This window comes from Ethanoligenens harbinense YUAN-3 (genome assembly GCF_000178115.2).
GTDB lineage: Bacteria > Bacillota > Clostridia > Oscillospirales > Ethanoligenentaceae > Ethanoligenens > Ethanoligenens harbinense.
Window position 1 is genome coordinate 2,528,326 of the sequence record NC_014828.1, and the last position, 24,285, is coordinate 2,552,610.

At 50.8% G+C, this 24,285-nt stretch carries 17 protein-coding genes and 2 pseudogenes; 5 read left to right on the forward strand and 14 right to left on the reverse strand.

What is annotated here, in order from left to right; translation table 11 throughout:
* Positions 1-792: 792 nt before the first annotated feature.
* Entirely contained in the window at positions 793-1,887 is a 1,095-nt protein-coding gene (locus tag ETHHA_RS11850; RefSeq protein WP_013486205.1) for an acyltransferase family protein, read from the reverse strand.
* Between the two features lie 753 nt (positions 1,888-2,640).
* Here ETHHA_RS11850 and ETHHA_RS11855 point away from each other — a divergent pair.
* Positions 2,641-2,862 (forward strand): hypothetical protein, encoded by a 222-nt coding sequence (locus ETHHA_RS11855; RefSeq protein ID WP_137143906.1) that lies wholly within the window; start codon positions 2,641-2,643, stop codon positions 2,860-2,862.
* Between the two features lie 261 nt (positions 2,863-3,123).
* Here ETHHA_RS11855 and ETHHA_RS16380 read toward each other — a convergent pair whose 3' ends face one another.
* The 8 genes and pseudogenes from ETHHA_RS16380 to gmd form a co-directional block, all read right to left on the reverse strand.
* Positions 3,124-3,426, reverse strand: a complete 303-nt coding sequence (locus ETHHA_RS16380) for a hypothetical protein (RefSeq protein ID WP_423219396.1) — start codon at positions 3,424-3,426, stop codon at positions 3,124-3,126.
* Positions 3,414-3,869 carry a phosphohexomutase domain-containing protein gene (locus ETHHA_RS16385; protein WP_423219397.1) on the reverse strand — a complete coding sequence of 152 codons (456 nt, stop codon included), beginning with the start codon at positions 3,867-3,869 and terminating at the stop codon, positions 3,414-3,416. The genes ETHHA_RS16380 and ETHHA_RS16385 overlap by 13 nt, the downstream gene beginning before the upstream one ends.
* Before the next feature lie 93 nt (positions 3,870-3,962).
* Positions 3,963-4,345 (reverse strand): annotated as a pseudogene (locus ETHHA_RS16390) (hypothetical protein).
* Between the two features lie 20 nt (positions 4,346-4,365).
* Positions 4,366-4,500, reverse strand: a complete 135-nt coding sequence (locus ETHHA_RS16395) for a hypothetical protein (protein ID WP_423219398.1) — start codon at positions 4,498-4,500, stop codon at positions 4,366-4,368.
* A gap of 444 nt (positions 4,501-4,944) precedes the next feature.
* Positions 4,945-6,261: a sugar phosphate nucleotidyltransferase gene (locus tag ETHHA_RS11865; RefSeq protein ID WP_013486206.1), complete on the reverse strand. Its 1,317-nt coding sequence runs from the start codon at positions 6,259-6,261 to the stop codon at positions 4,945-4,947.
* A gap of 51 nt (positions 6,262-6,312) precedes the next feature.
* On the reverse strand, positions 6,313-7,257 hold the full coding sequence (locus ETHHA_RS11870) for a GDP-L-fucose synthase family protein (protein ID WP_013486207.1): 945 nt from the start codon (positions 7,255-7,257) through the stop codon (positions 6,313-6,315).
* 20 nt (positions 7,258-7,277) lie between these two features.
* Positions 7,278-8,339: a glycosyltransferase gene (locus tag ETHHA_RS11875; RefSeq protein WP_013486208.1), complete on the reverse strand. Its 1,062-nt coding sequence runs from the start codon at positions 8,337-8,339 to the stop codon at positions 7,278-7,280.
* Positions 8,336-9,367, reverse strand: coding sequence for a GDP-mannose 4,6-dehydratase (gene gmd / locus ETHHA_RS11880; protein ID WP_013486209.1), 1,032 nt, complete (start codon positions 9,365-9,367; stop codon positions 8,336-8,338). Before gmd ends, ETHHA_RS11875 begins: the two co-directional genes overlap by 4 nt.
* 234 nt (positions 9,368-9,601) lie before the next feature.
* Between gmd and ETHHA_RS11885 the strand changes: the two genes are divergently transcribed.
* From ETHHA_RS11885 to ETHHA_RS15310, 4 genes and pseudogenes are all read left to right on the forward strand, one after another.
* A complete protein-coding gene (locus tag ETHHA_RS11885; RefSeq protein ID WP_013486210.1) occupies positions 9,602-10,474 on the forward strand; it encodes an AraC family transcriptional regulator in 873 nt (290 codons plus the stop codon).
* 173 nt (positions 10,475-10,647) lie between these two features.
* The gene (locus ETHHA_RS15680; RefSeq protein ID WP_156793978.1) at positions 10,648-10,788 is read left to right on the forward strand and encodes a hypothetical protein; all 141 of its coding nucleotides are present in this window, start codon (positions 10,648-10,650) and stop codon (positions 10,786-10,788) included.
* 81 nt (positions 10,789-10,869) lie between these two features.
* Positions 10,870-11,121 (forward strand): hypothetical protein, encoded by a 252-nt coding sequence (locus tag ETHHA_RS15685; RefSeq protein ID WP_137143907.1) that lies wholly within the window; start codon positions 10,870-10,872, stop codon positions 11,119-11,121.
* A gap of 972 nt (positions 11,122-12,093) precedes the next feature.
* Positions 12,094-12,240, forward strand: a pseudogene (locus tag ETHHA_RS15310) (NAD(P)-dependent oxidoreductase); the annotation flags it as partial.
* Positions 12,241-12,285: 45 nt separating this feature from the next.
* Here ETHHA_RS15310 and ETHHA_RS11900 read toward each other — a convergent pair.
* The 5 genes from ETHHA_RS11900 to ETHHA_RS14755 all read right to left on the reverse strand — a co-directional run bounded on the left by ETHHA_RS11900 (position 12,286) and on the right by ETHHA_RS14755 (position 24,279).
* Complete coding sequence (locus ETHHA_RS11900; RefSeq protein ID WP_041686861.1) at positions 12,286-13,173, reverse strand: ABC transporter substrate-binding protein; 888 nt, start codon at positions 13,171-13,173, stop codon at positions 12,286-12,288.
* The gene (locus tag ETHHA_RS11905; protein WP_242822073.1) at positions 13,166-13,774 is read right to left on the reverse strand and encodes an ABC transporter permease; all 609 of its coding nucleotides are present in this window, start codon (positions 13,772-13,774) and stop codon (positions 13,166-13,168) included. The genes ETHHA_RS11900 and ETHHA_RS11905 overlap by 8 nt, the downstream gene beginning before the upstream one ends.
* Entirely contained in the window at positions 13,771-14,421 is a 651-nt protein-coding gene (locus tag ETHHA_RS11910; RefSeq protein ID WP_013486212.1) for an ABC transporter permease, read from the reverse strand. Before ETHHA_RS11910 ends, ETHHA_RS11905 begins: the two co-directional genes overlap by 4 nt.
* On the reverse strand, positions 14,418-15,539 hold the full coding sequence (locus ETHHA_RS11915; RefSeq protein ID WP_013486213.1) for an ABC transporter ATP-binding protein: 1,122 nt from the start codon (positions 15,537-15,539) through the stop codon (positions 14,418-14,420). Before ETHHA_RS11915 ends, ETHHA_RS11910 begins: the two co-directional genes overlap by 4 nt.
* A 1,300-nt stretch (positions 15,540-16,839) precedes the next feature.
* Entirely contained in the window at positions 16,840-24,279 is a 7,440-nt protein-coding gene (locus ETHHA_RS14755; RefSeq protein ID WP_013486214.1) for a beta strand repeat-containing protein, read from the reverse strand.
* Positions 24,280-24,285: the final 6 nt, after the last annotated feature.

Here is a 24,285-nt window from a genome sequence, read left to right on the forward strand (position 1 = left end):
CTTCCTAAATTTTATTATACTATAAATACCCAGACAAATCAATTTAATTAATTTACATAATTTACACAACTTGGATTACAACTTGTATTGTTCTGGAAAAGCGCCCACTTACATACAGGCACTGGCTTGCTGAAAGCGTCAGATCAAAAAACAGGATTCAAACGCCGGTATCCGTGAGAAAAATGCTGAAAACCAGTTTGAATGCTCGCTGGCATCTCAAGATATGTTTCGGGTTGCCTCCTCCTTACCATCTTTTCCAACTAATATCCGAAGCCAAAGCCACTAAAAACATTGTGCCGCTTTTTATTCCCATTGGGATTCCGCTTTTATTTTCCTCTCGTTTTTTTCCATGGCTGAAACCAGCGAATAAGATTTTTCAGGTGTTTCGACAATTCCTGTGGTCTATTTCAATTTTTTTTGGGGCAGTTGTTTGTTGGATAACCAGTGCTTTTGCAGCAATCGCACTGTGGCAGCATACCCGCCTGCGAATTCCACAGTGGCCATGCTTGGCGAAAGCCCGAGCGGATAAGTGCCGGCTTTTAATCATTCAACTGGAATTGCCACGGCGGGATACTATCTTCGCATGCATCCTTTCGGGATGTGTATCGCGTTCGGTCCCAGGCATCCCTTACCAAGTTCGTGATCTTGTCCGACCTTACAGTAGGCTTTTTACTCATTTCATTCACTTTTATCCTTTTGAGTTTATACCATTGACCTACTCAGATTTTCATCAGTGTCCTTTTTAAATCAAAGAATCCCCGATGTTGACATTAGAAAGCTTTTTCTATTTAATCAATATGTCACTTTATATTTCAATTTGTCAAAATATTTCATTACAAAGTTTTCTATTTTCTTGAGTATAACGGCGGTGGCAAACGATAAAGCAACTAAAGTCACATAGATAAGCAGCGAATAGTGACTAGCTGTTAACAAATCACACACTATTCCTCCATCCAAATAGAAGCCGTGTACTAACCACATATAAACAGAGTACTCACCTACTTTACTTAAAGAATTCAAAATCACACTTCTATTTTCCACTATACTACATACTGAATAAATGAACGGGAAAATTATAAGTGTGTCAATAATGCAATACCCAGCTTCCGTTGACAGTAAGACTCTAATGGCAACACAGCATAGCAAAATCATGACATTAATCAATTTTCTATATTTGGTCGGCAAAAAATTGCTTAACTTTTCAAAGCTGCATAGCCTTGCGCTAAAATAGCCTTCGATAAATATTATCAAATATGTAACAGTAACACTATTTGCAAGCACATTAATCACTTTAAACGGACCACTTGAATAGTAATAGCCTAAAAACAAGACCGTGATAACTATTCCTAATATAATAATCTTAGGTCGCTCTCCGGAATTGATATGCTCGTAAATAAAATCTATAAAAGGAAACAACAACAGCATCAAAATATACTGTCTGACATACCACCAAGCTCCATTATACGAAAATTCAACGCCAACAAAATTCAACAACAATTCTTTAGCACTTGAAATTTTTATGTCTTGCGTTACATATAATATTGGAATGAACACTATAAACACAAGCCAATATTTAATCATAAAATCTATTAGCTGTTTTACTACCAGCAGAAAATTTCCAGGCAGTCTCTTTTTTATTATAACGGATTTAGCTTGAGCTTTCTTGCACATGGCATAGCCACTGATAAATGCATATATTGCAACACATAATTTTCCAAGCCACGCAAGCGTCTCGATCGAAAGAACTTTACCTAAACCCAACAAATCAAATGTTGAATAGAATGTACAATGCAGTGCAGCCGGTGCTTTAAACAAATGATGATATAACATCATAAGTACCGCTAAGCCGTACAGCATTTTTGAATTCTTTTTTGAAAAATGAATCATTATAGTACCCCTACCAGCAAATCCGCATAAATCATATAGGTAAGCCGTTCTTGATTATTCGACGCTAATGAGATCACGCAGTCGGCTAAATTCAGGAGACTTGATTTACAGTTGAAAGTCGTCTAAAGCGCGGAAAATTCCACTTTTGTTTCAGCCTATTGATAAAGATAGAAACAGCTTTCTTCTAATTTTACGCCTTCTGTGAAATAAATTGGCGTGGAACAAAAAAGCGAACAGATGAAAAATGTTGTCACAAAGGATATATTGCCCCGTCAGATTTTCCAACACACCCAATAAGTCAAAATAGCACAGCTTTCTCCATTTTACAAACAAGTCCTGATTCATCATTCAGATCAGGGCATCCAGTGCGTCAGCACGAACCATCTGTGGTCTTGTCGAATCAAAACCACACCGAATCCAGCAATCATTAACAAATGTGCGCCCTATGAGCATTACATAATCAGAACGTAAGTCTAATGCAAAATTTTTAATTACCGAATTATCCCCTCGCATACAACAACGGATATATTAATTAGAAATCCAGCTTAACATGCTACTTTTCCTTACATTTTGAACTGAAACAGTATGTAAAAGAATAATTCCGTTTAATTATATTGGCGTGAGCCATACCCGATATAAAAACATTACGCAAGGGTGTTCAGCATAAAAAAACAACGTAAAACAGTACGGCGAGGAGTTTGGGCAAGGGGCCGTCGATCTGGTATTGGAAAACAAGCAAAGCATCACAGAAGCATGCCGGAATCTGGACGTGCTAAAGACACGATGGAACGCTGGCTTGCCTCCGAGACGGGCAGCCACGATGCCGAGAAAATTTGCCTGCGGCAGTCAGAGGATAAAGTCCAGCAGCTTCGCAAGGATACGGCAGATCTGAAGGACACGGTAGAAATCTTAAAAAAGCGGCGGCCATCTTCAAGCAAAACCAGAGAAGAAATACGAAATGATCCGCGAACGTAACGGGGGAATCTGTGGAGAAGACGTGCCGTGTCTTCCAAAACGGATACTACGGTGGTTAGCCTGCCCGGGAAGCACCACAAAGCGGTAAAACCGGGCGATCTACCCGGCACCGTCGAAACCTTCGATAATATTCCTTCTGCAGAATTTCGACGTCACTTTTACCAACAACAAGCAACATAACTCACAATTCTGTGATATTCACATACTTTAGCCGATTGTGCTACTTCCTTGTCTCCGAAAAACCGAGAGAAACTTGATGCATCATTTCTCACTTGGTTCAGATGAAAAGGTTCTAGTTAAAAATGTTTGAATCTGATCCGACAGTTTTGCTTCTACATTTGTAACGTCTTTTTGAGTCTTTCCGTTAACAGATATATACACCTTCAGTTTTGGCTCCGTCCCGGACGAGCGTACCACCACAAACGAGTTTTCTTCGAGAAGATATTTTACCACATTAGATTTCGGCAGCCCATCCAGCCCCTTTGCATAGTCCAGAACCGTCAAAACCTTCCTGCTGCCGAGTTCTTTCACACCCGAACGAAACCGTGCCATCACTTCCACCATCTTCTGCGCGCCCGTAGCGCCTTCAAATGTGTAGGAGTGCAGTGTATCAAGCAGTATCCATACTTATTATACAGCTCTTGCAGTTTCTCGTAAAGACTGATTCCCTGCGCACGATAATAGGAAACCATTTCGCAGATCAGGAGCGCGACGTCGACGGCGTTCTTGTCGCGCACATAGCCGCCGCTCAGATAGCCATAGCTGTCTTCAAAGCCAAATACATAAGAATCCGCTTTTCCCTGCGCCTCAAACCTGCCGATCTGCTCACCGATAAACTCGAAACCCGTCAGCACATTGCCCGTGCATACACCGTAGTTTGCGGCGATCCGTTCCGCCATTTCGGTAGTCACGATGGTTTTGATCAGCACCGGCTTCAAACCGGTGCCGTTCAGCAGCGTATAGACAATCGCTACATCTTTGTCGACCTCGTCATTAGGGCTAAGCATGGTTTGCGCCTTTACCGCTCCGATAAATTTTGTCAGAACATCTTCCGGAATAAAGGAAATGATTTTCGACTGCACACCCGCATCGAAATCGCTTCACTTCACATCCGAAAAAACATCCATCCGCTCGATCTCGGACAAAATCTCTGTCGCAGATTCCGTGGTGATCTGGCAACCGCCCGCGCCGTAGACCTTATAGCCGTTGTATCGGGACGGATTGTGCGCTGCCGTCACCCAATGCCGGCAGCGCAGTAGAGCTCTCTGACGGCAAACGACAGACATGCCGTCGGCATCAGTTCGGTGTAGATGTACACCTTGATACCGTTAGCGGCCAAAACGCCGCTGGTCGTTTTGGCAAACAGCTCGGACTTGTTGCGCAAGTCATAACTGACGGCGACCGACCAGTCTTTCTCAGCAAAATTCTTTTTCACATAGTTGGCAAGGCTCTGGGATGCTTTTGCAACCGTATAAACGTTCATCCGGTTGGTACCGACACCAATCACGCCGCGCAAACCGCCGTGCCAAACGCCAGATTCCGGTAAAATGCATCCTCGTTTTTTTCGGAGCTGCCCGCCATGCTTTGCAACTCCTGTTGCAGGTCGGCATCCGCAGTCGCTTTCTCGCACCAGTTCATATAATTCTTCTAGAATATTCATCCAACTTTACTCCACTCAACAACTCACGCCCAGAAAACAATCCTCTCCATGAATACAAATCTCAACCAGTTTGGCCGGAATAAAGATGCCGTCGCACCCCAAGAACTGCAATAAAGCGCCGTCCTCCCTAAAATGGGTTCCACCCCCTCGGTGCAGATGCACACATGAAACGAGAACATTTGCCTGAACTACTCCGCGTTCAGCAGATACCGTTTGGCCTGAACGTTTTTGCACCGGCACAGCTAACTCGGGCACCATGCCCCCGCTTGTATTTCAGAAAGCACATGGTGATGCCTGGGTCGTTCGAATACGTCAAGCATTCTCCTCCGCCAGGGGCATGCGGTCAATATCTCTATTAAATTCCGACTTCGCTGTCGGCCGCTCATCCCGTACTCTTCCCCGACGGCTGGAATAAAAGCAGCTTAGATTCCCAGCTCAAATTTGTGTTTGTCATGGACGTCAATATCTTTTCCAAGCTGCACCTCGATCATCTGCAATTCCGTATCGGCGATGACCGTATGCCGACAGCCGGCCAGGATGGTAAGCACATCGCCCGGATGAATTCGTTCTTCCACTCCGTCCATGATGGTTTTTCCGTTTCCGGAAATGACCGTCCAGACCTCGTCGCGGTGGTCGTGGCTGTGGTAGTTCATCCGGTGCCCCGGATTGAGCGTAACCTTGACGGTCATGCTCTCCGGTTCAATGTCAATGACCTGGAAATTCCCCCAAGATTTTTCGGCAAACATGACCTGCTGTTCGATTCCGTCCACAAACGGTTTGATATAGCTCGATTGTTCTTTGTCGGTGACCAGAATTCCCTCCGCGCTGGCGGAAACAATCATATCTTTCAGGCCCATGCAAAGCACCGGGATATTCAGTTCATTGACCACATGCAGGTTCTCGCAGGTATCGTTGTAGATGACCTTGCCCAGCGTATTTCCAGACATTTCTTCCGTCAGTGTGTTCCAGGTACCCAGATCCTTCCACTCACCGCTGAACCGCATAACTGCGAGGTTTGGCTCTTTTTCCACGACCGCGTAGTCGAAACTGATCTTCTGCAGCGTCTCATATTGGGCAAACAAGCTGTCATAATCCGTAAAATCGAGCAGTTCGTGCGCCTTTTCCAGCAGATAGCCCAACTTGAACGCAAAAATACCGCCGTTCCAAAGCGCACCCTGCCTAATATACCGTTTGGCCGCTTCGACATCCGGCTTCTCTTTGAACATCGCGATACGGCTGACCGGGTCTGCCGTATCCGGAAGGATGTACCCGTATTTCTCGCTCGGATAGGTCGGCTCAATGCCCATCAGTACGATGTTCCCGGCGCCCTCCGAGGCCAGTTCAAACAGCCGCTTCAGCGATTCAAAATATGTGTCTTTGGCATACAAATCAACCGGGCAGACCACGACCGCCTCATCCAGCGGGACGCCTTGCACATCATGGAGAAAGGCTGTTGCCAGCACGATAGCCGGAAATGTATCCCGGTGACATGGCTCGACACTAATGCTGACATCGTCGCCAATCTGATTGATAATAGAAGAAACCTGTGTTTTGGATGTGGCGATAGTCACAACCGCATCTTTATCCAGCCGGCGGATGCGGCGGTACACATTCTGCACCATAGACTCATAACCGCCGTCTTCCTTTTGAAAAATCTTGATAAACTGTTTGGAACGGACATCATTTGAAAGCGGCCAGAGACGCTTCCCGGAGCCTCCGGACAAGAGCACGATATTCATAACAGCCACCTATCTTCAAAAGCAGGGCCGTTCGCCCGCCCATTTTTCAGTTCAGCGCTCCGCGCGCATCGGATTCTGTAAGAAATCTTCATAAGTCAGACGGATACCGTCTTCCAGCTCCGTCCGATAGTGCCAGCCCAGCGCCGCGCTCTTGGAAACGTCCAGCAGCTTGCGCGGGGTACCGTTCGGCTTGGAGGGATCCCAGCAAATCTCACCGGTGTATCCAATCACCTTCGCCGTCAGCTCGGTCAGCTCTTTGATCGTAAGCTCTTTGCCGGTACCAGCGTTGACCGTCTCATTCCCGACATAGTGGTTCATCAAAAAGACACAGAGGTTCGCTAAGTCGTCCACATACAGAAACTCGCGCAGCGGTGAGCCGTCGCCCCAGCAGGTGACGTACGGCAGGCTCTGCTTCTTGGCCTCATGAAAACGGCGGATGAGCGCCGGCAACACATGGCTATGGGTGGGATGATAGTTGTCGTTCGGGCCATACAAATTGGTTGGCATGACGGAGATATATTCCGTGCCGTACTGCCGGTTAAGAAACTCGCAGTATTTCAAGCCAGAGATCTTCGCCAGCGCATACGCCTCGTTCGTTTTTTCCAGTTCGGAGGTTAACAGGCAGCTTTCTTTCATCGGCTGGGGCGCCATGCGGGGATAAATACACGAGGACCCCAGAAACTCCAGCTTCCTGCAGCCGTTCTTCCAGGCGGAATGCACCACGTTCATTTCCAGAACCATGTTTTCATACAGAAAATCGGCCAGCGCTTCCGCATTTGCCTGGATGCCGCCGACCTTCGCCGCCGCAAGAAAGACATACTCCGGTTTTTCTTCCACAAAAAAGGCTTCCACAGCATCCTGACGGGTCAGATCCAGCTCATTGTGCGTGCGGGTAACGATATTGGTATAGCCCTGCCGGTCCAGCTCACGCACGATTGCGCTGCCTACCATGCCGCGATGCCCAGCTACATAGATTTTCGCACTTTTCCCCATCATTATGGCACATCTTCTTTCTATCATTGCATCAGGTTCCAGATATACTGTGCGATTTCCTCCGACGAGTCGTGATACTTCTTGGCCTGTTTCGCATCCAGCCTAGAAAAACGCGCCAGCATAGTGTCCATCTGTTTCAGATCGTCCGGCTCGATGGAAAACGCCAGATTCTCATTCTCCAGCAGACGGATGGTTGTGCGGTCCTCCAGGATAGAGTCTCTGGCAAACAGCGCCATCGGTTTTCCGGCAAGTAGCGCCTCCGCGACGGTACCCCAGCCCGCCTTGGAGATCACGTAGTTCGCGGCAAGGACATAATCCTGCGAATTCGGCACGGAATACGGGACGATGATCACATTGCCGCCTGCCAGCGGCACACCGGGCGTCGTGTAAAAATCGCATGCGGCCCCGCTCACATCGATGGGTTCTTGAAATGCCGCGGACATGCCCAGCGAAACAAAGACCACGGGACGAGTATGCCCCTTCCGTATCCGCCGCGCAACCTCCAGATGAAACGGTCGGGCGACCATGGAGACTTCCGGGCCGCGCACCCATTCCAGCATCTCGGTGTTATGCAGCGCGTACAGGAGCGCGTGCCCGATTTTGGCGTATTCGGCGGCGTAGCCCTGCCAGATGGTTTCCGGCAGATACTCCCGGTACAACTCCGCCCAAGTGAAGTTACCGATATACAGCAGGGGCACCCCGGCCTGCCTCGCCGCTTCAATGGACCAGATCGGCATGTCGCAGACGACGGCGTCCATTCGGTTGTCGCGCAGCCAGCGCGCTTCGGAACGCGCCCGCTCCGGCAACTTCCGCAGAAAAGCCGTCGCCGCAGCCTCCAACAAGGGCGCATCCACCAGCAAAGTACCCTCCCGCAAAATCCAACCGACATCGGTATGAAGAGGCCGCAGGGTCACCCTGCCCTGCTCCACCTGTGTCAGATTCTGTTCCGCAAACCGCAGGTGGGCCGCACCGCATACGAGAAAAACATGGGCATCCGCACGTTCCAACAGCCTGCAGACAATCGGTAGATTCCGCGCGATATGACCAAACCCATGGTCGGAAAGATAGAAGCATATCCGCTTCATCCTTCTTTTGCGACTTTCTTCATATCGTTCTCGACCATGATGCGCACAAGTTCTTCAAAGCTGGTTCTGGTCGGGTTCCAGCCCAGCTCCGCTTTTGCCTTGGACGGGTCACCCCACAGATTAACGACATCGGTCGGCCGGTAAAAATCCGGTGAAACCTCGACCAGAATCTTGCCGGTTACCTTATCAACGCCCTTCTCGTCCATGCCTTCTCCGGCAAATTCCAGCTCAATACCGGCATGATGGAACGCCAGTCGGCAGAACTCCCGTACAGAATGCTGCTCGCCGGTCGCGATCACAAAATCCTCCGGCTTCTCGTTCTGCAGAATCAGCCACATGCACTCCACATAATCCTTTGCATAGCCCCAGTCGCGCAGGCTGGACAAATTGCCAAGACACAGCTTTTCCTGCTTTCCTTGCGCAATGCGCGCGGCAGCCAGCGTAACTTTGCGGGTCACAAAGGTTTCGCCGCGGCGCTCGGACTCATGATTGAACAGGATGCCACTGCAACAGAACATGCCGTAGGCCTCGCGGTATTCTTTGACGATCCAGAAACCATACTGTTTGGCAACGGCGTAAGGGCTGTATGGATGGAATGGAGTGGTCTCGCTCTGCGGTACTTCTTCCACTTTGCCGAACAGTTCCGAGGTGGATGCCTGATAGATGCGGCAGGTCTTTTCCAGACCGCAGACACGAACCGCCTCCAGCACGCGCAACACACCGGTAGCATCAACATCCGCCGTATATTCAGGGACATCGAACGACACCTGCACATGGCTCTGCGCCGCCAGATTGTAGATCTCATCCGGGCGAACTTCACCGATGAGCTTAACCAAGCTGAGGGAATCACTCAGATCGCCGTAACGCAGGTGAAAACAAGAATTGCCTTCCAGATGATCAATGCGCTCTCGAAAATCCACGGACGAACGGCGGATCGTACCATAAACCTCATAGCCTTTTTCCAGCAAAAACTCCGACAGATAGCTGCCGTCCTGACCGGTCACGCCGGTAATCAACGCTTTTTTCATATTCATCCTCATTCTTGCAAGTTTTAAATGTAAATGGCCGACTCTGCATATTGACGGCAACTCTCTTTCATTATAAAAACCTGCGAAAATTTATAAAGCGATAAAGTTGACCAATATTAGCACAATGTTGACTTTATACTATAATACAACTATACTGGAAACAGCCGTACACCCAGCAAGCACAAGAGCGCGATTAGACTCCACATTTTGATTATAAGTAAGGTTCTGATTTTTGTGGATATTTCTCTGTTTGAAAGCAATGCAGTCAAATCCAACCGGATCGTTTACACGCCGTCCGCTTTTGCCAAGAGCAATCTGATCTATTTACAGGAAATCGGCTCGATGCAGTATTTACGTCCGCATATCAGCCGAAGGGAGAAACTGAATTCCTATCTGTTTATTCAGGTTCAGAACGGCTCGGCTTCCGTGGACTATCATAGCACACTCTATCTTTTGAAGACGGGCGATTGCGCTTTCCTTGATTGCCACTACCCTTACGTACGCCAGTCCGACGCGTCGTGTAACTTGAACTGGATCCATTTCGCAGGCCCTAATATGGCCGCTATTTATGAAAAATACCTGAAACGCTCTGGCAGTCCATGCTTTTCACCGGTTATGCCTGCCCTGTTTCAAACGATATACGGTGATATTTTCGAACTCGCGTCCTCTGACGATTATGTCCGCGACATGCATCTGATGGAAAAAATCACATCCCTGCTTTCATTGCTAATGGAGAGCAATTGGCGCTATAGCCTCCAAGTCAAGCCCTCCAAAGCGCGTCAGGAATTACAGCCTATCAAATGCTATCTGGACGAACATTATATGGAAACCATACATTTAGAAGATCTTGCAAACCGCTTCTTCATCAATAAATTTTACCTGGCGCGAATTTTTAAAGAAGCCTATGCCGTCTCTATCAACCGGTATATCACGCAAATCCGCATTACTCATGCCAAGCAACTGCTGCGGTTTTCCAATCATTCCATCGATGAAACCGGCGCACAATGCGGCCTGTATGACCCAAATTATTTTTCCAGGGTCTTTAAAAAAATAGAAGGCGTTTCGCCATCGCAGTACCGAGAAGAGTGGGCGTCGCAAAAATCCTGATGCGGCCGGCACCCTTTTCATCACGATCTTTCCCGGGATTTCCGGACTTTACGTTGATAAAACCCGGTATTTTTATTTTACATTCACAACCCAAATCGCCAAGCGTTTTGTGACAGGCGATCTGGAAGCGGCGCTCGGGCAAAAAGAGCAAACCAACCGGCGCCGGAAGGTAGATGGCAAAATGGGAGCGCGTATCCTCGCTTATTACCTGCTCCAATCCTCCGGAAGGACGCAAGCGCTGGACATTGCAACTTATTGCGGATGAACCGGTACACCTGCAAGTGGTGGGCGGTATCTCCGACACGGCGGTTTAAAACAGACTTAAAAAATGAGCTTAAGCCATAGCAAAAAAAGAATGGTGCATTCCGAAGGCAGGCGCGGAATTCGTAGCTTGCATGGAAGACGTATTGGAGACCTACAGCCAACCCTACGAACCACTGCGTCCCGTTGTGCGCATGGATGAAATAAACCGCCAGCTTATAGAAGAACGACATATTTCGGCCAAACCAGGGAGCCCAGAAATCGTTGATTATGAATATCGGCGCTGTGGTGTCGCTGATTTGTTTGTGGCGTTTGAACCGTTGGCGGCCAAGCGGATTGTAAAAGTTACAGAGAGACGACATCCACAGATTTCGCACAGTTTGTAAAAGAACTGGTGAATGTCCATTATGCGCATACCAAAAAAATTGTTCTGGTCATGGACAACTTGAACTTACCGGACACAAGCGCGCCCTACCCGGTGATGATTTTTTTCATGGTGGCGGACTATTATAACGCATTTTAAAGAAAATTATTATTCAGATTGAACAGATGCGGTCAAAAACCCAAGCGCTTCTTCGTAAGGCGAAAGCACACTCTGTTGACGCCCTTTTGAAAGTTTTGCCGGTCGCTTTGGATGCGATTAACGTTCAGGATATTTCGGGATGGTTTCATCCAAGCGGATATTTTTGCTTATAAATCAAATTGCTATAAGCAGCCTGGAACGGGGCATTGTCAATGCGTTTTCATGCTTCGGCGGCATGTCGGAGAATGTACACATCGACAACGTGAAAAACGCCATGACAGAGCGCGAGGTCAGTCCATTTGGAACATGCGTTTCGCAGATTTTACCGCCAAGCTGAGATCTGTGCTAAAAGTGTGCCGCACTCGTTTCCAGCATACCAAGAGCAAGGTGGAACGGTTGGTGCGGTATGTGAAAGACAACTTTCTGCCCGACAGACGCTTCGAAGATCTGGAAAATTCGACTTCAGTCTTCAACCATCCATCGACAAAAGCTCTAAAGACCAACCTGACAATTTACTATACCCGCCTGATATGTCCCATTGAGGATCGCAAACGGAAATTGAAACAGAATCGTCTGGAGATGAACTGGCTGATCTATCTGCACCCAGCAGTTCTCGTTATTGACGAAGTCGAGTAATAGCCAGTTAAGTGCCTTTGTACATTTCTCATTGGACGCAAAGCGAATTACTTTGGAGAAGTCAAGAACCGTGCAGAACCTGAACACCCAAAATCTGCTGGCTAAGCAGCCAGGTCTCTGGTGGCCTGACGGTACATAGCGGGAGCGAGACCGCCAGGATTAGAGGTATAGATTCGCTTCTGATTATAGTAGGTCATGATGTAACGAAACGGTGCGACACGGCGATACCAAGGCCGGGTTGGTTGGCTCCGAGCTGGAAGGAAAGAAATTCGGTATTATCGGTGCCGGTGCAATCGGCCTGTGTACGGCAAGCATTGCACGGGCGTTCGAATGCGAAATCTATGCTTAGCACGTTGGGCTGAGAGGTCCATCCGTGCGCGACGGAAAAACCCTATTTAATCAGCCCTTTTTCTTTCAGAAAATCGGACGCCACTTTGGAAATAGACTGTTTTTGATTATCGGCCTTGTAATTCAGGTTCTGCATCGTCTGTTCGTCGATTAGCCCGCCCAGTTTGTTTAGGAGTTTTTCAATCTCAGGATATTTTTTCAACGTGGCATCCCGAACAATCGGTGCCGCATAATAAGGCGGGAAAAAGTTTTTGTCATCTTTCAACACTTTTAGATTCAGCGCCTTGAGCTGCCCGTCCGTTGTGAACGCATCGGTAATCTGGATTTTCCCTTGACTAATCGCCTGATATTTGAGAGAGGCATCCATTTTCGACGTGTCTTTGAACTGAAGGCCATAGGCTTTGGTAAGCCCCGGATAACCGTCATCACGGTTAAAAAATTCCTGCTCCGCGCCAAATGTGTAGTTTTTAGAATACGGCACCAGATCACTGATCGTATTGATGTTGTTTTTCTTTGCAATATCGGCCGGCAAAGCGAGCGCATAAGTATTGTTAAAACCAAACTGTTTGAGCCATGTAATCTGAAATTGTGTTTCAAATTTGGAGCGCACCGTATCATACACCGCCTGGGGGTCGTTGTTGACCGGGAGCTTCAGTTCTTCCATCAGTCCGGTTCCGGTATACTCCGGGTAGAGATCGATCTGCCCTTTCTTTATGGCTTCAAAGCAAACAAACGTTCCACCCATATTGAGTTTTCGCTCTACTTTTATGTCGGAGTTTTTTTCAATGACCTGCGCCATCATTTCACCAAGGATTTCACTCTCTGTGAAATTCTTGGACCCGATTACAATCTTTTTGCCCCCTGAACAGGCTGTGAGCAACGGAACCGCAAGAAGAGCGGCCAACATACATGCAACTATTTTTTTAAACATTGATTTTTCTCCTCTTCTCGAGACGTTGCAGCTTATTGAAAACATACTGTGCCAGAAGTGACAGCAATACGACGGGTATCGTTCCTTCTATGATCATACCCCAATCCAGTGCCTGAATCCCCCGGTAGATAATATAACCGAGTCCGCCGGAACCAATCAACACCCCGATCACCGCTGTGCCGAGCGCTGTAACAAACGCAATGCGGATGCCCGACAGAATCATGGGCACCGCAAGCGGCAATTCCACTTTTATAAGCGATTGGATAGAAGACATGCCCATGCCGCGGGCCGCCTCCCGGATAGACGGCGGAATAGCCGTAAGCCCCGTGTAGGTATTTCGTATAACAGGAAGCAGAGAGTACAGGCAAAGACCGATGATCACGGTCAGATCCCCAAGACCAAACACGATCATCAGGATGGCTAAAAGCGCAAGCGACGGGATGGTCTGAATGACATCGGCGATATAGAGCACAGGGCCCGCAAAAGCGGTTTTACGGGAGATCCAGATACCCGCGAGGGTTCCAATCAGCACGGCAATGGCGACGCCGGCCGCAGTCATAGCCAAATGCTCCAAAATGGTGTTTATAAAATCCAGCATCATTCCGCCCTCCTTTTTATTCTCATGCCCCGGGGCATAACGGCTTTCTGGAGCAAGTCAATCAGCAGACCCGAAACGATTGCAAGCAGGGATGCCGGAATTGCTCCCGCCAGAATCATGTTCGTATCGTAGCAGGAAAGTCCCGTCCAGATCAAGTCCCCCAGTCCGCCGGCGCCGATCAGCGCCGCAAGCGTGGCCCAGCTGATGATATAGACGAGTGAAAGACGAATGCCTGCAACAATGGCGGGAATTGCAATGGGAAATTCCACTTTCAGGAGGATCTGGAAATCCGTCATGCCGATACCTTTAGCCGCTTCCGTATAAAGCCCATCTACTTCTTTGATCCCTGTAAATGTGTTTTGCATGATGGGCAGGATCGCATAAGCCACCAGCACGATCACGGAGGGAAGCATGCCCAGCCCAAAAAGTAACAGCCCAATGCCCAGCATAACCAGGCCGGGGATCGTCTGGATGACACCGGCGCCCGCGAGAGCTACTTTGGCTGCCTTTTCGTGCCGTGTGAGCAGAATGCCGATCGGCACGGCAATCAAAACAGCAAACAAAATCGACAGCAGCGACATTTGCACATGGATAAGCAACGCATGCAAAACGGCAGCCCAGTTTTCTTGCAGATAGTCCATCAAACTCATGCTTCGTCGTCACCCCACAGAGCTTCCGCCATAGACCTTACCATTCCTGTGCGGGTAATCATCCCTGCAACCCGGCTTTCAGCATCAACCACAATGAGATATTCCGCTTTTGTGCCAAGCAGCAGGTCAAACGCTTCCTTTGCGCTGCCGGTTACGGAAACGGTACCGACCGAATTGTCGATCAGCCCCTTGATCGGCTGCCCCGGTTTGCCGGAACGGCGGATGTTTTCCGCTGTGACGATTCCTTTCAGGCGCCCATCCTCGTCTGTAACAATCAGGCTATCGATTCCTTTGCTGTTCATCAGAGAAACGCATTCCAACGTATGCTTGTTTTCTGTGACGGTAACCGGTTTTTTTCGCATCACTTCCACCACGGAAAGATCCCTGTTTGCCGAAGATGTATGCATACCTATAAAGTTCCGGACAAAGTCATTTGCGGGATTTTCAAGGATTTCCTCGGGTGGTGCGACCTGAACGATATTTCCTTTATCCATAAACACGATAATATCCGCCATTTTGATGGCCTCGGCCATGTCGTGCGTGACAAACACAAAGGTTTTTTTCAGCGTCTGGTGAAGCTTCTTGACCTCATCCTGCAGACTGTCCCGCGTGATGGGGTCCAGCGCGCCAAACGGTTCATCCATCAAAATCAAAGACGGATCACCGGCAAGAGCCCGCAGGACGCCGATGCGCTGCTGCTGACCGCCCGAAAGCTCCGACGGATATTTGTCTGCATAGGTAGTGGGTGGCAAATCAACCATCTCCAGCAAATCCAGCGCTTTTTTATGGTATTTTTCTTTCGGCCATTTCAGCAGTTTCGGAACAATCTCGACATTCTCCAGAATCGTCATATTCGGAAAAAGTCCAATCTGCTGGATCACATATCCAATATTTCTGCGCAGCTCAACCGGATTCATGGTTTTGATGTTTTTCCCATCTATGGATATTTCACCGCTTGTCGGTTCGATCAAGCGGTTGATCATTTTCAGCGTTGTTGTTTTTCCACATCCGGATGTACCAACAAGCACAACAAATTGGCCGTCCTCTATGTTCAGATTGATGCCACGGACAGCTTCATCGGCACCATATTTTTTTGTTACGTTCCTAAGGCTAACCATTCGCACTCCCTTCTGATACAATAGCGTGTGCTTCACGGGCAATTAAATCGACCGGCAATTTCTGCATAAATTGTGCAAACACCGGGTTGCTCATACGCTGATTGAAAACCCATTCCCACTCTTTGCAAAGCGAAGCACTGATTTTGTGTTTTTACGGGCAGGATTCCTATTCCAAAAGGAACTCCCTTTTCGGAGCATTTTAGTCCGAATCTGTTACTCTCAGAACGTTCATCATTTCTTTTGAAGCGGAACAGGAACTGATTTTTGCAGATCCGGACAAAAAAATTCTTTTCAATTCCAACTCTCCTTCAGCAGAATATGGAGGCGCCAAACAGACAACTCTTTTGAACCAAACAAGTTGTCACGTTTCATTTTACCGTTTTTCCACTTTTTTGTCAAGTTGATGGAAAATGCGGGAAAATCAGCAGCGGTTTTACACTATTTTTCGATAGATGGATAACGCTCATAAGCAAGTCTCGTATGTTCGACGCCGGCCTTTGTATCGTGAATGTTTAAGTAGCACAATTAGAATAGTAGGCATCGCGTTCCTCGTCAGTCGCGCAGTTACCCCCTGCGTGGGCTGAATATGCAACCGACAGCATCCTTAGCGCATACGTTTATAATTTTATCTGGTCGTTTTCTTAACTATTGCTGTTTTTTGTAAATCAGAGTATAATTATGTAAAAGATAGTAACGCCGTGTTCAACCATGAGTTTGCTATTGTTTACGGCGGTAACCGTTCGCTTTGAGACGTAGTTTAGCAATTATGGGAAGCTCACACGGCCTGATGAAAATGATAAAAAGCAAGAAGCCACATGATTTTTGAATTATGCGGCTTCTTGCTTTCGGTATGCTTAAATACGTCGATGGTGTTTCTATTTTATAGGATACATATTCCCGTTTCCCCCGCCGACTTGAATATTACCGTATTCGGAGGAGGACTTCCCAAGTTTTGGTCGACGACGGAAGTCAGGCAAATGTTTATGAAAATGCGGGATGGAAAAATGCAGCAAATAACGCAACTACAGCAGGAAATAAAAAATCTTCCTGCATAATACAAAACCCCAATTCAAACAATCGGCGGCGCTAAATCATTGAGTAAAGCATGATGGTTAAGCCAGAAAAATGCGCCTTGAAATGGCTTTAAAGCCAATCAAGACGCATTTTCCATACTATTTCAATATGCCGTTATGCAAAGTCCCGTAAGTTACAGCCTGGCTATCATTGAAGTTTCCTGGTTTTGCTAAAATCAATTTTCAATTATGTTATTTCGATATTAGCGATTTACAAATTATTGTGCTTATTTCTTCCTTCTGGAAATCTTTCTTCGCTTCATGATGATTGCGCTTGTTGCCGCGCTTCCACCAAGCAGCGCCAGTGGGAGAATCGGCCAGCCACCGGAACCGGTTTTCGGGTTCGGCACCGTACCGCTCGTGGTGCCTGTGGAACTTCCGGTGTCTTTTGTGGTGCCTGTGGAGCTTCCGGTATCTGAGGAAGATGCGAGCTGCGCAACAGCGTAATAACTGAAGTGGCTGGTTTCAAACACCAGATATCCGCCTTCCCGCGTGGCGTGCATATCCGTAAGCGTGCCAACCGCAGGATTATACCAGAGCACCTTCAGGTTTCCACTCATACCCACCGGAATTGGAATCTTCACCTTGATTTTTCCAGCGAAATGCTCGATCGGGTTTCCGTTCTGGTCGAGCAGCTTGAGGTCGTAAACCGTCAGGTGGTTCAAATTGCCTAGGCTTCCATTTTGCCTAATCAGGTTTTCCACCACCGAATCGGCGGAGCTGCCGCTGCTTTGTATGTTGCTTTCCAGCGAAACGGCGGTCACGCCCGCAGGCATGGTGGCGCTGGTGCAGTCGAGCTGCGGCGTATTGGAGCCGCTGCCGGTCAGAACGGGCGACACCTTTACCGGAACCTGGCAGACGACCGTGCTGTAATTCTCTGTGTCCGCCGGGGTAAAGGTCACGGAATAGCTGCCAGAAGAAGAAACGACCGTATCAGGATTTGTCCAGTCGAATGTACCGGGTACGCTTGTTTTGCCGCCGCTCAGGTGGCTGGAGGACAGCTTACCGATTACCGTAATGTCGGAAGCCGTCGGTATCACCTGAACAGTTGGCTCAGCTTTCAAGACGTTTACTGTCAGTTGCGCCGTCGTCACAGAGTATCCGTTGCCCGCTTCTTTCATAGCGGTGATGACGGCGTTGCCTGCTTTTTGTATCGTCACTTTTCCGGTGGAGGCGTCCACGCTGAGAACATCTGCGCCGCTTGTAACGGTATAGGTGGCTGCTCCGCTGCTCTGACCGCCTGTGGCCGTAACGGTGAATGGTGCGTCGCCATAGGTTTTGGAAAGTGAGGCGGAAGCAAAACCGAAACCGGTCTGCGCCGCGTTTTTCGTAACGTGTACCGTCACGGTGGCCGCCGTATTGCCCGCATTATCTTGCGCATTGACGGTCACGTCATAGATGCCGTCCGGCAGACTGCCAATGTTGAAAGAATAATCTTTTGTCAGGTCGGAATAATCGTTCGAAGTCAGATCCACGGTCTGTACCTCGCCGCCGTTGATTTGATAGGTGACGGTGCCGACGCCCGCGCCATTATCTTTTACTTCGACGGGAATACAAGCGTTCGCATCCAAAATAATTAGTGTGGAATCGCCGGAGTTTGCCGTGATGGCCGGTGCGGTTTGATCCACGACCAGCGATTTTGCCACCGTGCCGGAAATATTTCCCGCTTTGTCTACCGCGCGGGTATAGATGGTTCCCTTGAAATCCGGCGCGATTGACGGAGAACCGGTTTGCCATGTGCCGTTCGTATCGAATGTATCGCCCTCCGCGACCGTCTGGTATTCATAATGGTCGACGCCGTTGAGATCGTCTGCCGTGAAGTTCACATCTATTGTACTGCCGAAGAAAATTCCAAAGGTCACAAAATGCGCGACCGCTTTAAACGGATTCTGTTTAAAGCCGATGGTAAGGTTGGTGGGAGCCGTTTTGTCGATTTTGACGATAACGGTTTTAACATCGCTCTGAATGCCGCTCTCGCTCGTCGCGCGGAAAGAGTAAGCGGTGACGCCCTCGGAAGAATCTGTCAGACTGCCGTCAAAAGTTGTCCACGTTTTGCCGTTGTCCGTGCTGTATTCCAAAGTGGTCGTCCCGAGGTTCTGGGTCGTGTTGGAAATATCCAGTTTTACATCATTTTTCGTCCACGCGCCATCGGTATAGCCGTTGGTATTTACTGCAGCCACCGGCTTCGCCGTGTCAATTTGCGTAACGACAACTGGCGTACTGCTGACGCTGACGCCTGCGTTATTCGTCAAAGTGAACGTATATGTGCCATTCCGCATAACGGAATAGCCGTTTTGATACGTGCCTGTGATGTCCTTGTCACCCTGCGGTCCGCTGACCGTCACATTCTTGACGCCGGATGCACCCGCTGTCGCCGCGATATGCAGTGCGGCAGACTGTGTAGGTGCTGCCGGGTTGCCGGAAGCGGATACGGTCGGGGGTACGGTGTCCTGCTTGACGGTCACGGTTCGGGTCGTTGTGTTCAGCGCGTTGTCCGTCGCGGTGACAACATAGGTGTGCGTACCTTCTTCCGTCGAAAGCGTCGCATCTTTGGAAGAGGTCAGGCCGCTGTCGCTGTCGGATTCCGCAAACAGCGTCCGGGCACTTCCATTATCCACCGTGCAGGTGACGGATTTCAAGTCGCTGCCTGCATCCGCCGCGCTGATGTGCAGCGTCTGCGCGGTGGTGTACCAATCACTTGTAAAGGCTTTCGCGCCGTCGTTGACAGTCAGGGTCGGGGCGGTGTCTTCCACCGCCACTTTGCTGGTGGTGACGGTTGCGGAAGCATTGCCCGCCTTGTCATAAGCCGTGATGGCGATAGTGCCCTTGAAGGTGCTGCTCACGGTGAAAGTGGCGTTGCCGTTGGTTACAGTCGCGGTCTGCGCCGCCTGTGCCGTGCCGCCGTCCGGCGTCAGCACATAGAGGATGTGATCTGCACCGGAAAGGTCGTCGGTGACGGGCACGGTGACGGTGATTTCGGATTTATGGAACAGCCAGTCGAGGAAAGACTGGTGTTCGCTGTAGGCAAGCGTGCCGATGGTCGGCGCGGCGGTGTCCTGCTTGACGGTCACGGTTCGGGTCGTTGTGTTCAGCGCGTTGTCCGTCGCGGTGACAACATAGGTGTGCGTACCTTCTTCCGTCGAAAGCGTCGCATCTTTGGAAGAGGTCAGGCCGCTGTCGCTGTCGGATTCCGCAAACAGCGTCCGGGCACTTCCATTATCCACCGTGCAGGTGACGGATTTCAAGCCGCTGCCTGTATCCGCCGCGCTGATGTGCAGCGTCTGTGCGGTGGTGTACCAGTTATCCGTAAAGGCGTTTGTGCCATCGGTGACAGTCAGCGTCGGGGCGGTGTTTTCCACCTCCATTTTGCTGGTGGTGACGGTTGCGGAAGCATTGCCCGCCTTGTCATAAGCCGTGATGGCGATAGTGCCCTTGAAGGTGCTGCTCACGTTGAAAGTGGCGTTGCCGTTGGTTACAGTCGCGGTCTGCGCCGCCTGTGCCGTGCCGCCGTCCGGCGTCAGCACATAGAGGATGTGATCCGTGCCGGAAAGGTCGTCGGTGACGGGCACGGTAACGGTGATTTCGGATTTATGGAACAGCCAGTCGAGGAAAGACTGGTGCTCGCTGTAGGCAAGCGTGCCGATGGTCGGCGCGGCGGTGTCCTGCTTGACGGTCACGGTTTTGGCGCCGGTGATGTAGCCGGTGCTTGTCTGCTTCAGGTAATAGGTGTAAGCGCTGTTCATGTCGGCGCTCACTGTCAGGCTGTCACCCCATGCCGCGCCTCCGTCGTTCGATGTGGCAATGGTATAGCCGGAGGGTGCGGAAACGGTCACGCCGCCGGTAAACCAACCGTTGGTTCCTTTTGTGCCGGAAAGCATGGGCACGGGAGTGTTGTCAAGGTAGCTGATCGTTACTTTTACGGTAGTGCTCGCGGCGGTGTAATGGTCGGCTTCCGCCACATCCGCTTTCAGGGTGTAGGTGCCCGCTTCGGAGGGCGCGCCGGTCAGCTTGTCGGCATCGGCGGTGGAATCGCCCTTGTACCAGGTGAAGCTCACCGTGCCGCCGCTGTTGGTCTTGAAATTGCCTGTTGCAGGTTCCGTGATGGCAGCAGCGGTGTAGGTATAAGACGTGGTGTAATCGTTGTTCGCTATGCTGCCATCTATCTTGTTTACCGTCACCGTGGCGGTGCTGCTGTTCAGCGTGTAGCCGTCACAGGTCACAGCGCAGTAGTAGCTGTATGCGCCCACCTCAAAACCCGTGGGAATGGTATAGCTCGCGCTTGTTGCGTCGGTAATCGGCGTACCATTCTTATACCACTGGTAGCTTACCGTGTCGCCGGAAGATGTAGCAGCAGCCGTCACGCTCAATGTGGGGGCGGCGGTGTAGTCGTAGGCCACCGTCGTGTCCGCAGGCTGGGCGCTGATGGTGACCGGCACGGCCTGTACGGTGACATGGGAAAGTCGCGTGCCGCTCACGTCAGACACCCACGCGCTGTCGGGGTCGGTGCTGCGGTAAGCATATCCGTCTGCCAGCAGGCCGCCGACGGTGGTGATGCCGCTGTCTGCATACATTTCCACATCCGCGAACGTGCCGCCGGTGAAGGAAACATCCGGACAATAGTAAAAGAAAACCCCCTGTCCATAGTCGTTGCTAAACACGCCGCCGGAAATAGATGCGTTTGAAGCATTTATACAGACAGGCGGATTGTTTGCACGGATATGTCTGTTTAGGAACGTACCGCCGGTGATTGTCACCTTTTTATTCGGATTATTGACAGCATCGGCATACAGCGCACAACCATCGCCTGTGCAGTTATAAAATCCGCTTTCAATCCTGACGGCGGTATTCTTTGCATAAATCGTACTGTAGTCCACGCCGGCGTCTCCGGTGAATGTGCCGCCGCCGGCACTGTCCTTCAGGGTCACATTGCTGGTGCCGTCCAGCCGGAAACCATAGTTGTTGGTTCCTGCCGTACTGGTCCACGTTTTGCCGTTGAGGTCGATGGTGAACGTGCCGGAAGAAACCTCCACCGTGTTTTCGGTGGTCGCGTCGGTCAGCAGTTTGACGGTGCAGCCGCTTTCGCTCTGCGCCGCCGTGATGGCTCCCTCCAGAGTTTCACAGGGCGTTTCCGTGCCGCCGTTTTCCACGGCCGCTTCGGCGGTTTCGGTCAGGCCGCTGTCGGGGTCGGTGCGGGTGTAGCTGCCGTCCGGCTGCTTCTGCCAGTCGCCGCTGTACGTCGGGGTATAGGCCGCGGCGTAGGTCGTGGTCAGCGTGGGGACGGTGTCGGTCGTCCAGGTAACATAGTTCACCGCGTTTGCCTGCTGTTGGTTCACCCAGTATTTCACGGCGTTTGCAAGGTTATTGCCATAGGCAAGCGCGCTGCTGGCCGAATCGGCGGTCAGCGCGCCGCTTGCGTCAAAGGCGCCGATAGAGGTGAGAGTGGCGCCGTCGTTATACCCCACCGCCGAAAGTGTCGGGTTTACGGAAGCGGAGGCATAGCAGTTGGTCAGCGCGCCGCTAACAATACCGCCCACCAGCGCGCCGGTAACGGCTGTTCCGTCTCCGCTTGCCGTGATGCTTCCCAGAGAAATACAGTTGAAAGTATTGCCGCACATTTCCACGCCCGCCAGGCCGCCCGCGTAACCGGTCATGCCGGAGGCCACAACAGCAGTGACGTTCACATTGGCCTTGCAGTTAGAAAGGCTGTTTTTATTGTCTCCGGTTATTCCACCGGCGTAAACGGTGCTGGAACTGCCGCCGGTGACCGTGACGCTGCCGCTGACGGAAAGGTTTTCTGCTGTGCCGTACAGATAATCAAAGAAGCCGCCAAAGACCACAGTATGGTTGTCGGATACATCCACCGTCATGCCTGTAATCTTGTGTCCCGCGCCGTCAAAGGTGCCCATGAAAGATTGGATGGGCGTCCAGTTTTTCCCTGAAAGGTCGATGTCCGCGCCCAGCTTGATGGTATAACTGGTGAAATATGTGTTGCCCGGCAGCACCGGGTCGCTCGGGTAGGTATCCGCCGTGATGGTGCCGTTGCTTACGCCGGAAATCCAGCGCAGACCGTTGGCGGAAAGCACCGTGTAGGTTTTGGAAGCGCTGTCGTAGGTGATGTCGTTGGCCCAGTCGCGCCCGCCGACGGTGACGGTCTGGCCAATGATCCGCCCGCTGCCGTCAGCGGCGGTGCCGGAAGCCGTGCTGCCCACATAATATTGATAGCCGTCCGCAAGCAGGGAATTTGCCGTAGCGCCGGACGGCGCCTGTATGTGCGAAAACGTGCCGCCTTTGAGCGTTACACCCGCAGCGTCCGCCTGCAGACCGGTGGTGGTAAAGTTTCCTCCATTGATCGTGAGCGCGCCGGCTGTAAATGCGATATCATCGCGTGTGCCGATAAAAGTTCCGCCGTTGATGACCACATTGGCGTAGCTGGTCTCACACCAGAGCGCGTAACAGCCCGTTCCCGTTGTCTGAATCGTGCCGCCGTTAACTGTCACTCTGCCAAGGGAACAAACCGTATCGGTGCTGCTCGTAAGGATGCCGCTTTTGGCCGCGCTGCTGTCCGTGATCGTCAGTTCGCCATAATTGACTGAATAATAATCCACCCGAATATCGTGGACGCCCATGTCCAGTTTGTAGCCGTTTAGGTCCAGTGTCATTTTTTTAGTGATGCCGATTTCGCTGGTACACGCCGCGTCGCTTAGCAGCGTCAGTGTGCTGCCGCCGCTGCCTTGCGCGGCGGTAAGCGCCGAGGCAAAATCGGGATAGCCGGTGGTCACGCCGCCGGAGGTGGTCACGCTGGCGGCGGGAAGACTAAGCGTGCCCGTGGTACCGGAGGCCACGCTGCCGCTGTACAGGCTGCCGCCCGCAGCCGCCCCGGTGACGGACACACCCGTGGGCAACCAGAGATAAAGTGCGCCGCCGTTCAGCGTGGTCATATCCGGGTATGCATACGAATTTCCGGAAAATGTCAGGCTATTGACAGAAACGTCCGCGTCGGTCACACCGCTCAGCGTCACGACGGTGGGCGCCCGGCTCAACGCGGCGCCGCCCACGCCTGTCAGCGTACCGACGTCCGCTCCTCCCGAGCCGTGGCCAATGGCTTCCGCGCCGCTGCCCGCGACGGCATGTACGTTGCCGCCCAGAATGGCCACGCTGCCGCAGTCGGGACAGTAACCATCACCGCCGATACCGGCGGCGGCAGCGCCGCCGGTGGCGGTCAGGGTGCCTGTGCTGGCGTCGGTGATGTTCAGCGTTGCGCCATTCTGCACTTCCACACCGGCGCAGCTGTCGCGGGAAGTCAGGACGTTGTCGCCCTTCAATGTTAGGTTTAGTGTCGTACCCGAATCAATTTCCAATGCGGAATAATCCTGGCTCGTAGCATCAATCTTGACGTCGTCCAGCGTAATATTGGCTGTGGCAACGCTGGAATCAATATAAATGTTATCCGTTTCCGTTGCAGTCGTGCCGGATATGGTCAGCGCTGTGCCGCTCAAAATGGTTAAAGTATTGTCTGAATAATCATAATCCAAGTATTCTAAACCGCCGGTCACGGTAAAACCGCCAACGGTTGCAACGCTTGCCGCGTTCGCGCGGAACGAGCCGCCGGGCAGCATGGTCAGCATCATACAAAGCGCCAGGAATATGCTTAAAAATTTCTTTTTCATGTCGTC

Excerpts from the sequence above, each read along its gene's own strand:
- ETHHA_RS11915 (WP_013486213.1), bottom strand. The coding sequence starts at position 15,539 with ATGGTTAGCCTTAGGAACGTAACAAAAAAATATGGTGCCGATGAAGCT.
- ETHHA_RS16380 (WP_423219396.1), bottom strand. The coding sequence starts at position 3,426 with ATGGTGGAAGTGATGGCACGGTTTCGTTCGGGTGTGAAAGAACTCGGC.
- ETHHA_RS11855 (WP_137143906.1), top strand. The coding sequence starts at position 2,641 with ATGCCGGAATCTGGACGTGCTAAAGACACGATGGAACGCTGGCTTGCC.
- ETHHA_RS16385 (WP_423219397.1), bottom strand. The coding sequence starts at position 3,869 with ATGCTTAGCCCTAATGACGAGGTCGACAAAGATGTAGCGATTGTCTAT.
- ETHHA_RS11875 (WP_013486208.1), bottom strand. The coding sequence starts at position 8,339 with ATGAAGCGGATATGCTTCTATCTTTCCGACCATGGGTTTGGTCATATC.
- ETHHA_RS16395 (WP_423219398.1), bottom strand. The coding sequence starts at position 4,500 with ATGAACTGGTGCGAGAAAGCGACTGCGGATGCCGACCTGCAACAGGAG.
- ETHHA_RS11850 (WP_013486205.1), bottom strand. The coding sequence starts at position 1,887 with ATGATTCATTTTTCAAAAAAGAATTCAAAAATGCTGTACGGCTTAGCG.
- ETHHA_RS15680 (WP_156793978.1), top strand. The coding sequence starts at position 10,648 with ATGGCAAAATGGGAGCGCGTATCCTCGCTTATTACCTGCTCCAATCCT.
- ETHHA_RS14755 (WP_013486214.1), bottom strand. The coding sequence starts at position 24,279 with ATGAAAAAGAAATTTTTAAGCATATTCCTGGCGCTTTGTATGATGCTG.
- ETHHA_RS15685 (WP_137143907.1), top strand. The coding sequence starts at position 10,870 with ATGGAAGACGTATTGGAGACCTACAGCCAACCCTACGAACCACTGCGT.
- ETHHA_RS11910 (WP_013486212.1), bottom strand. The coding sequence starts at position 14,421 with ATGAGTTTGATGGACTATCTGCAAGAAAACTGGGCTGCCGTTTTGCAT.
- gmd (WP_013486209.1), bottom strand. The coding sequence starts at position 9,367 with ATGAAAAAAGCGTTGATTACCGGCGTGACCGGTCAGGACGGCAGCTAT.
- ETHHA_RS11900 (WP_041686861.1), bottom strand. The coding sequence starts at position 13,173 with ATGTTTAAAAAAATAGTTGCATGTATGTTGGCCGCTCTTCTTGCGGTT.
- ETHHA_RS11865 (WP_013486206.1), bottom strand. The coding sequence starts at position 6,261 with ATGAATATCGTGCTCTTGTCCGGAGGCTCCGGGAAGCGTCTCTGGCCG.
- ETHHA_RS11905 (WP_242822073.1), bottom strand. The coding sequence starts at position 13,774 with ATGATGCTGGATTTTATAAACACCATTTTGGAGCATTTGGCTATGACT.
- ETHHA_RS11870 (WP_013486207.1), bottom strand. The coding sequence starts at position 7,257 with ATGATGGGGAAAAGTGCGAAAATCTATGTAGCTGGGCATCGCGGCATG.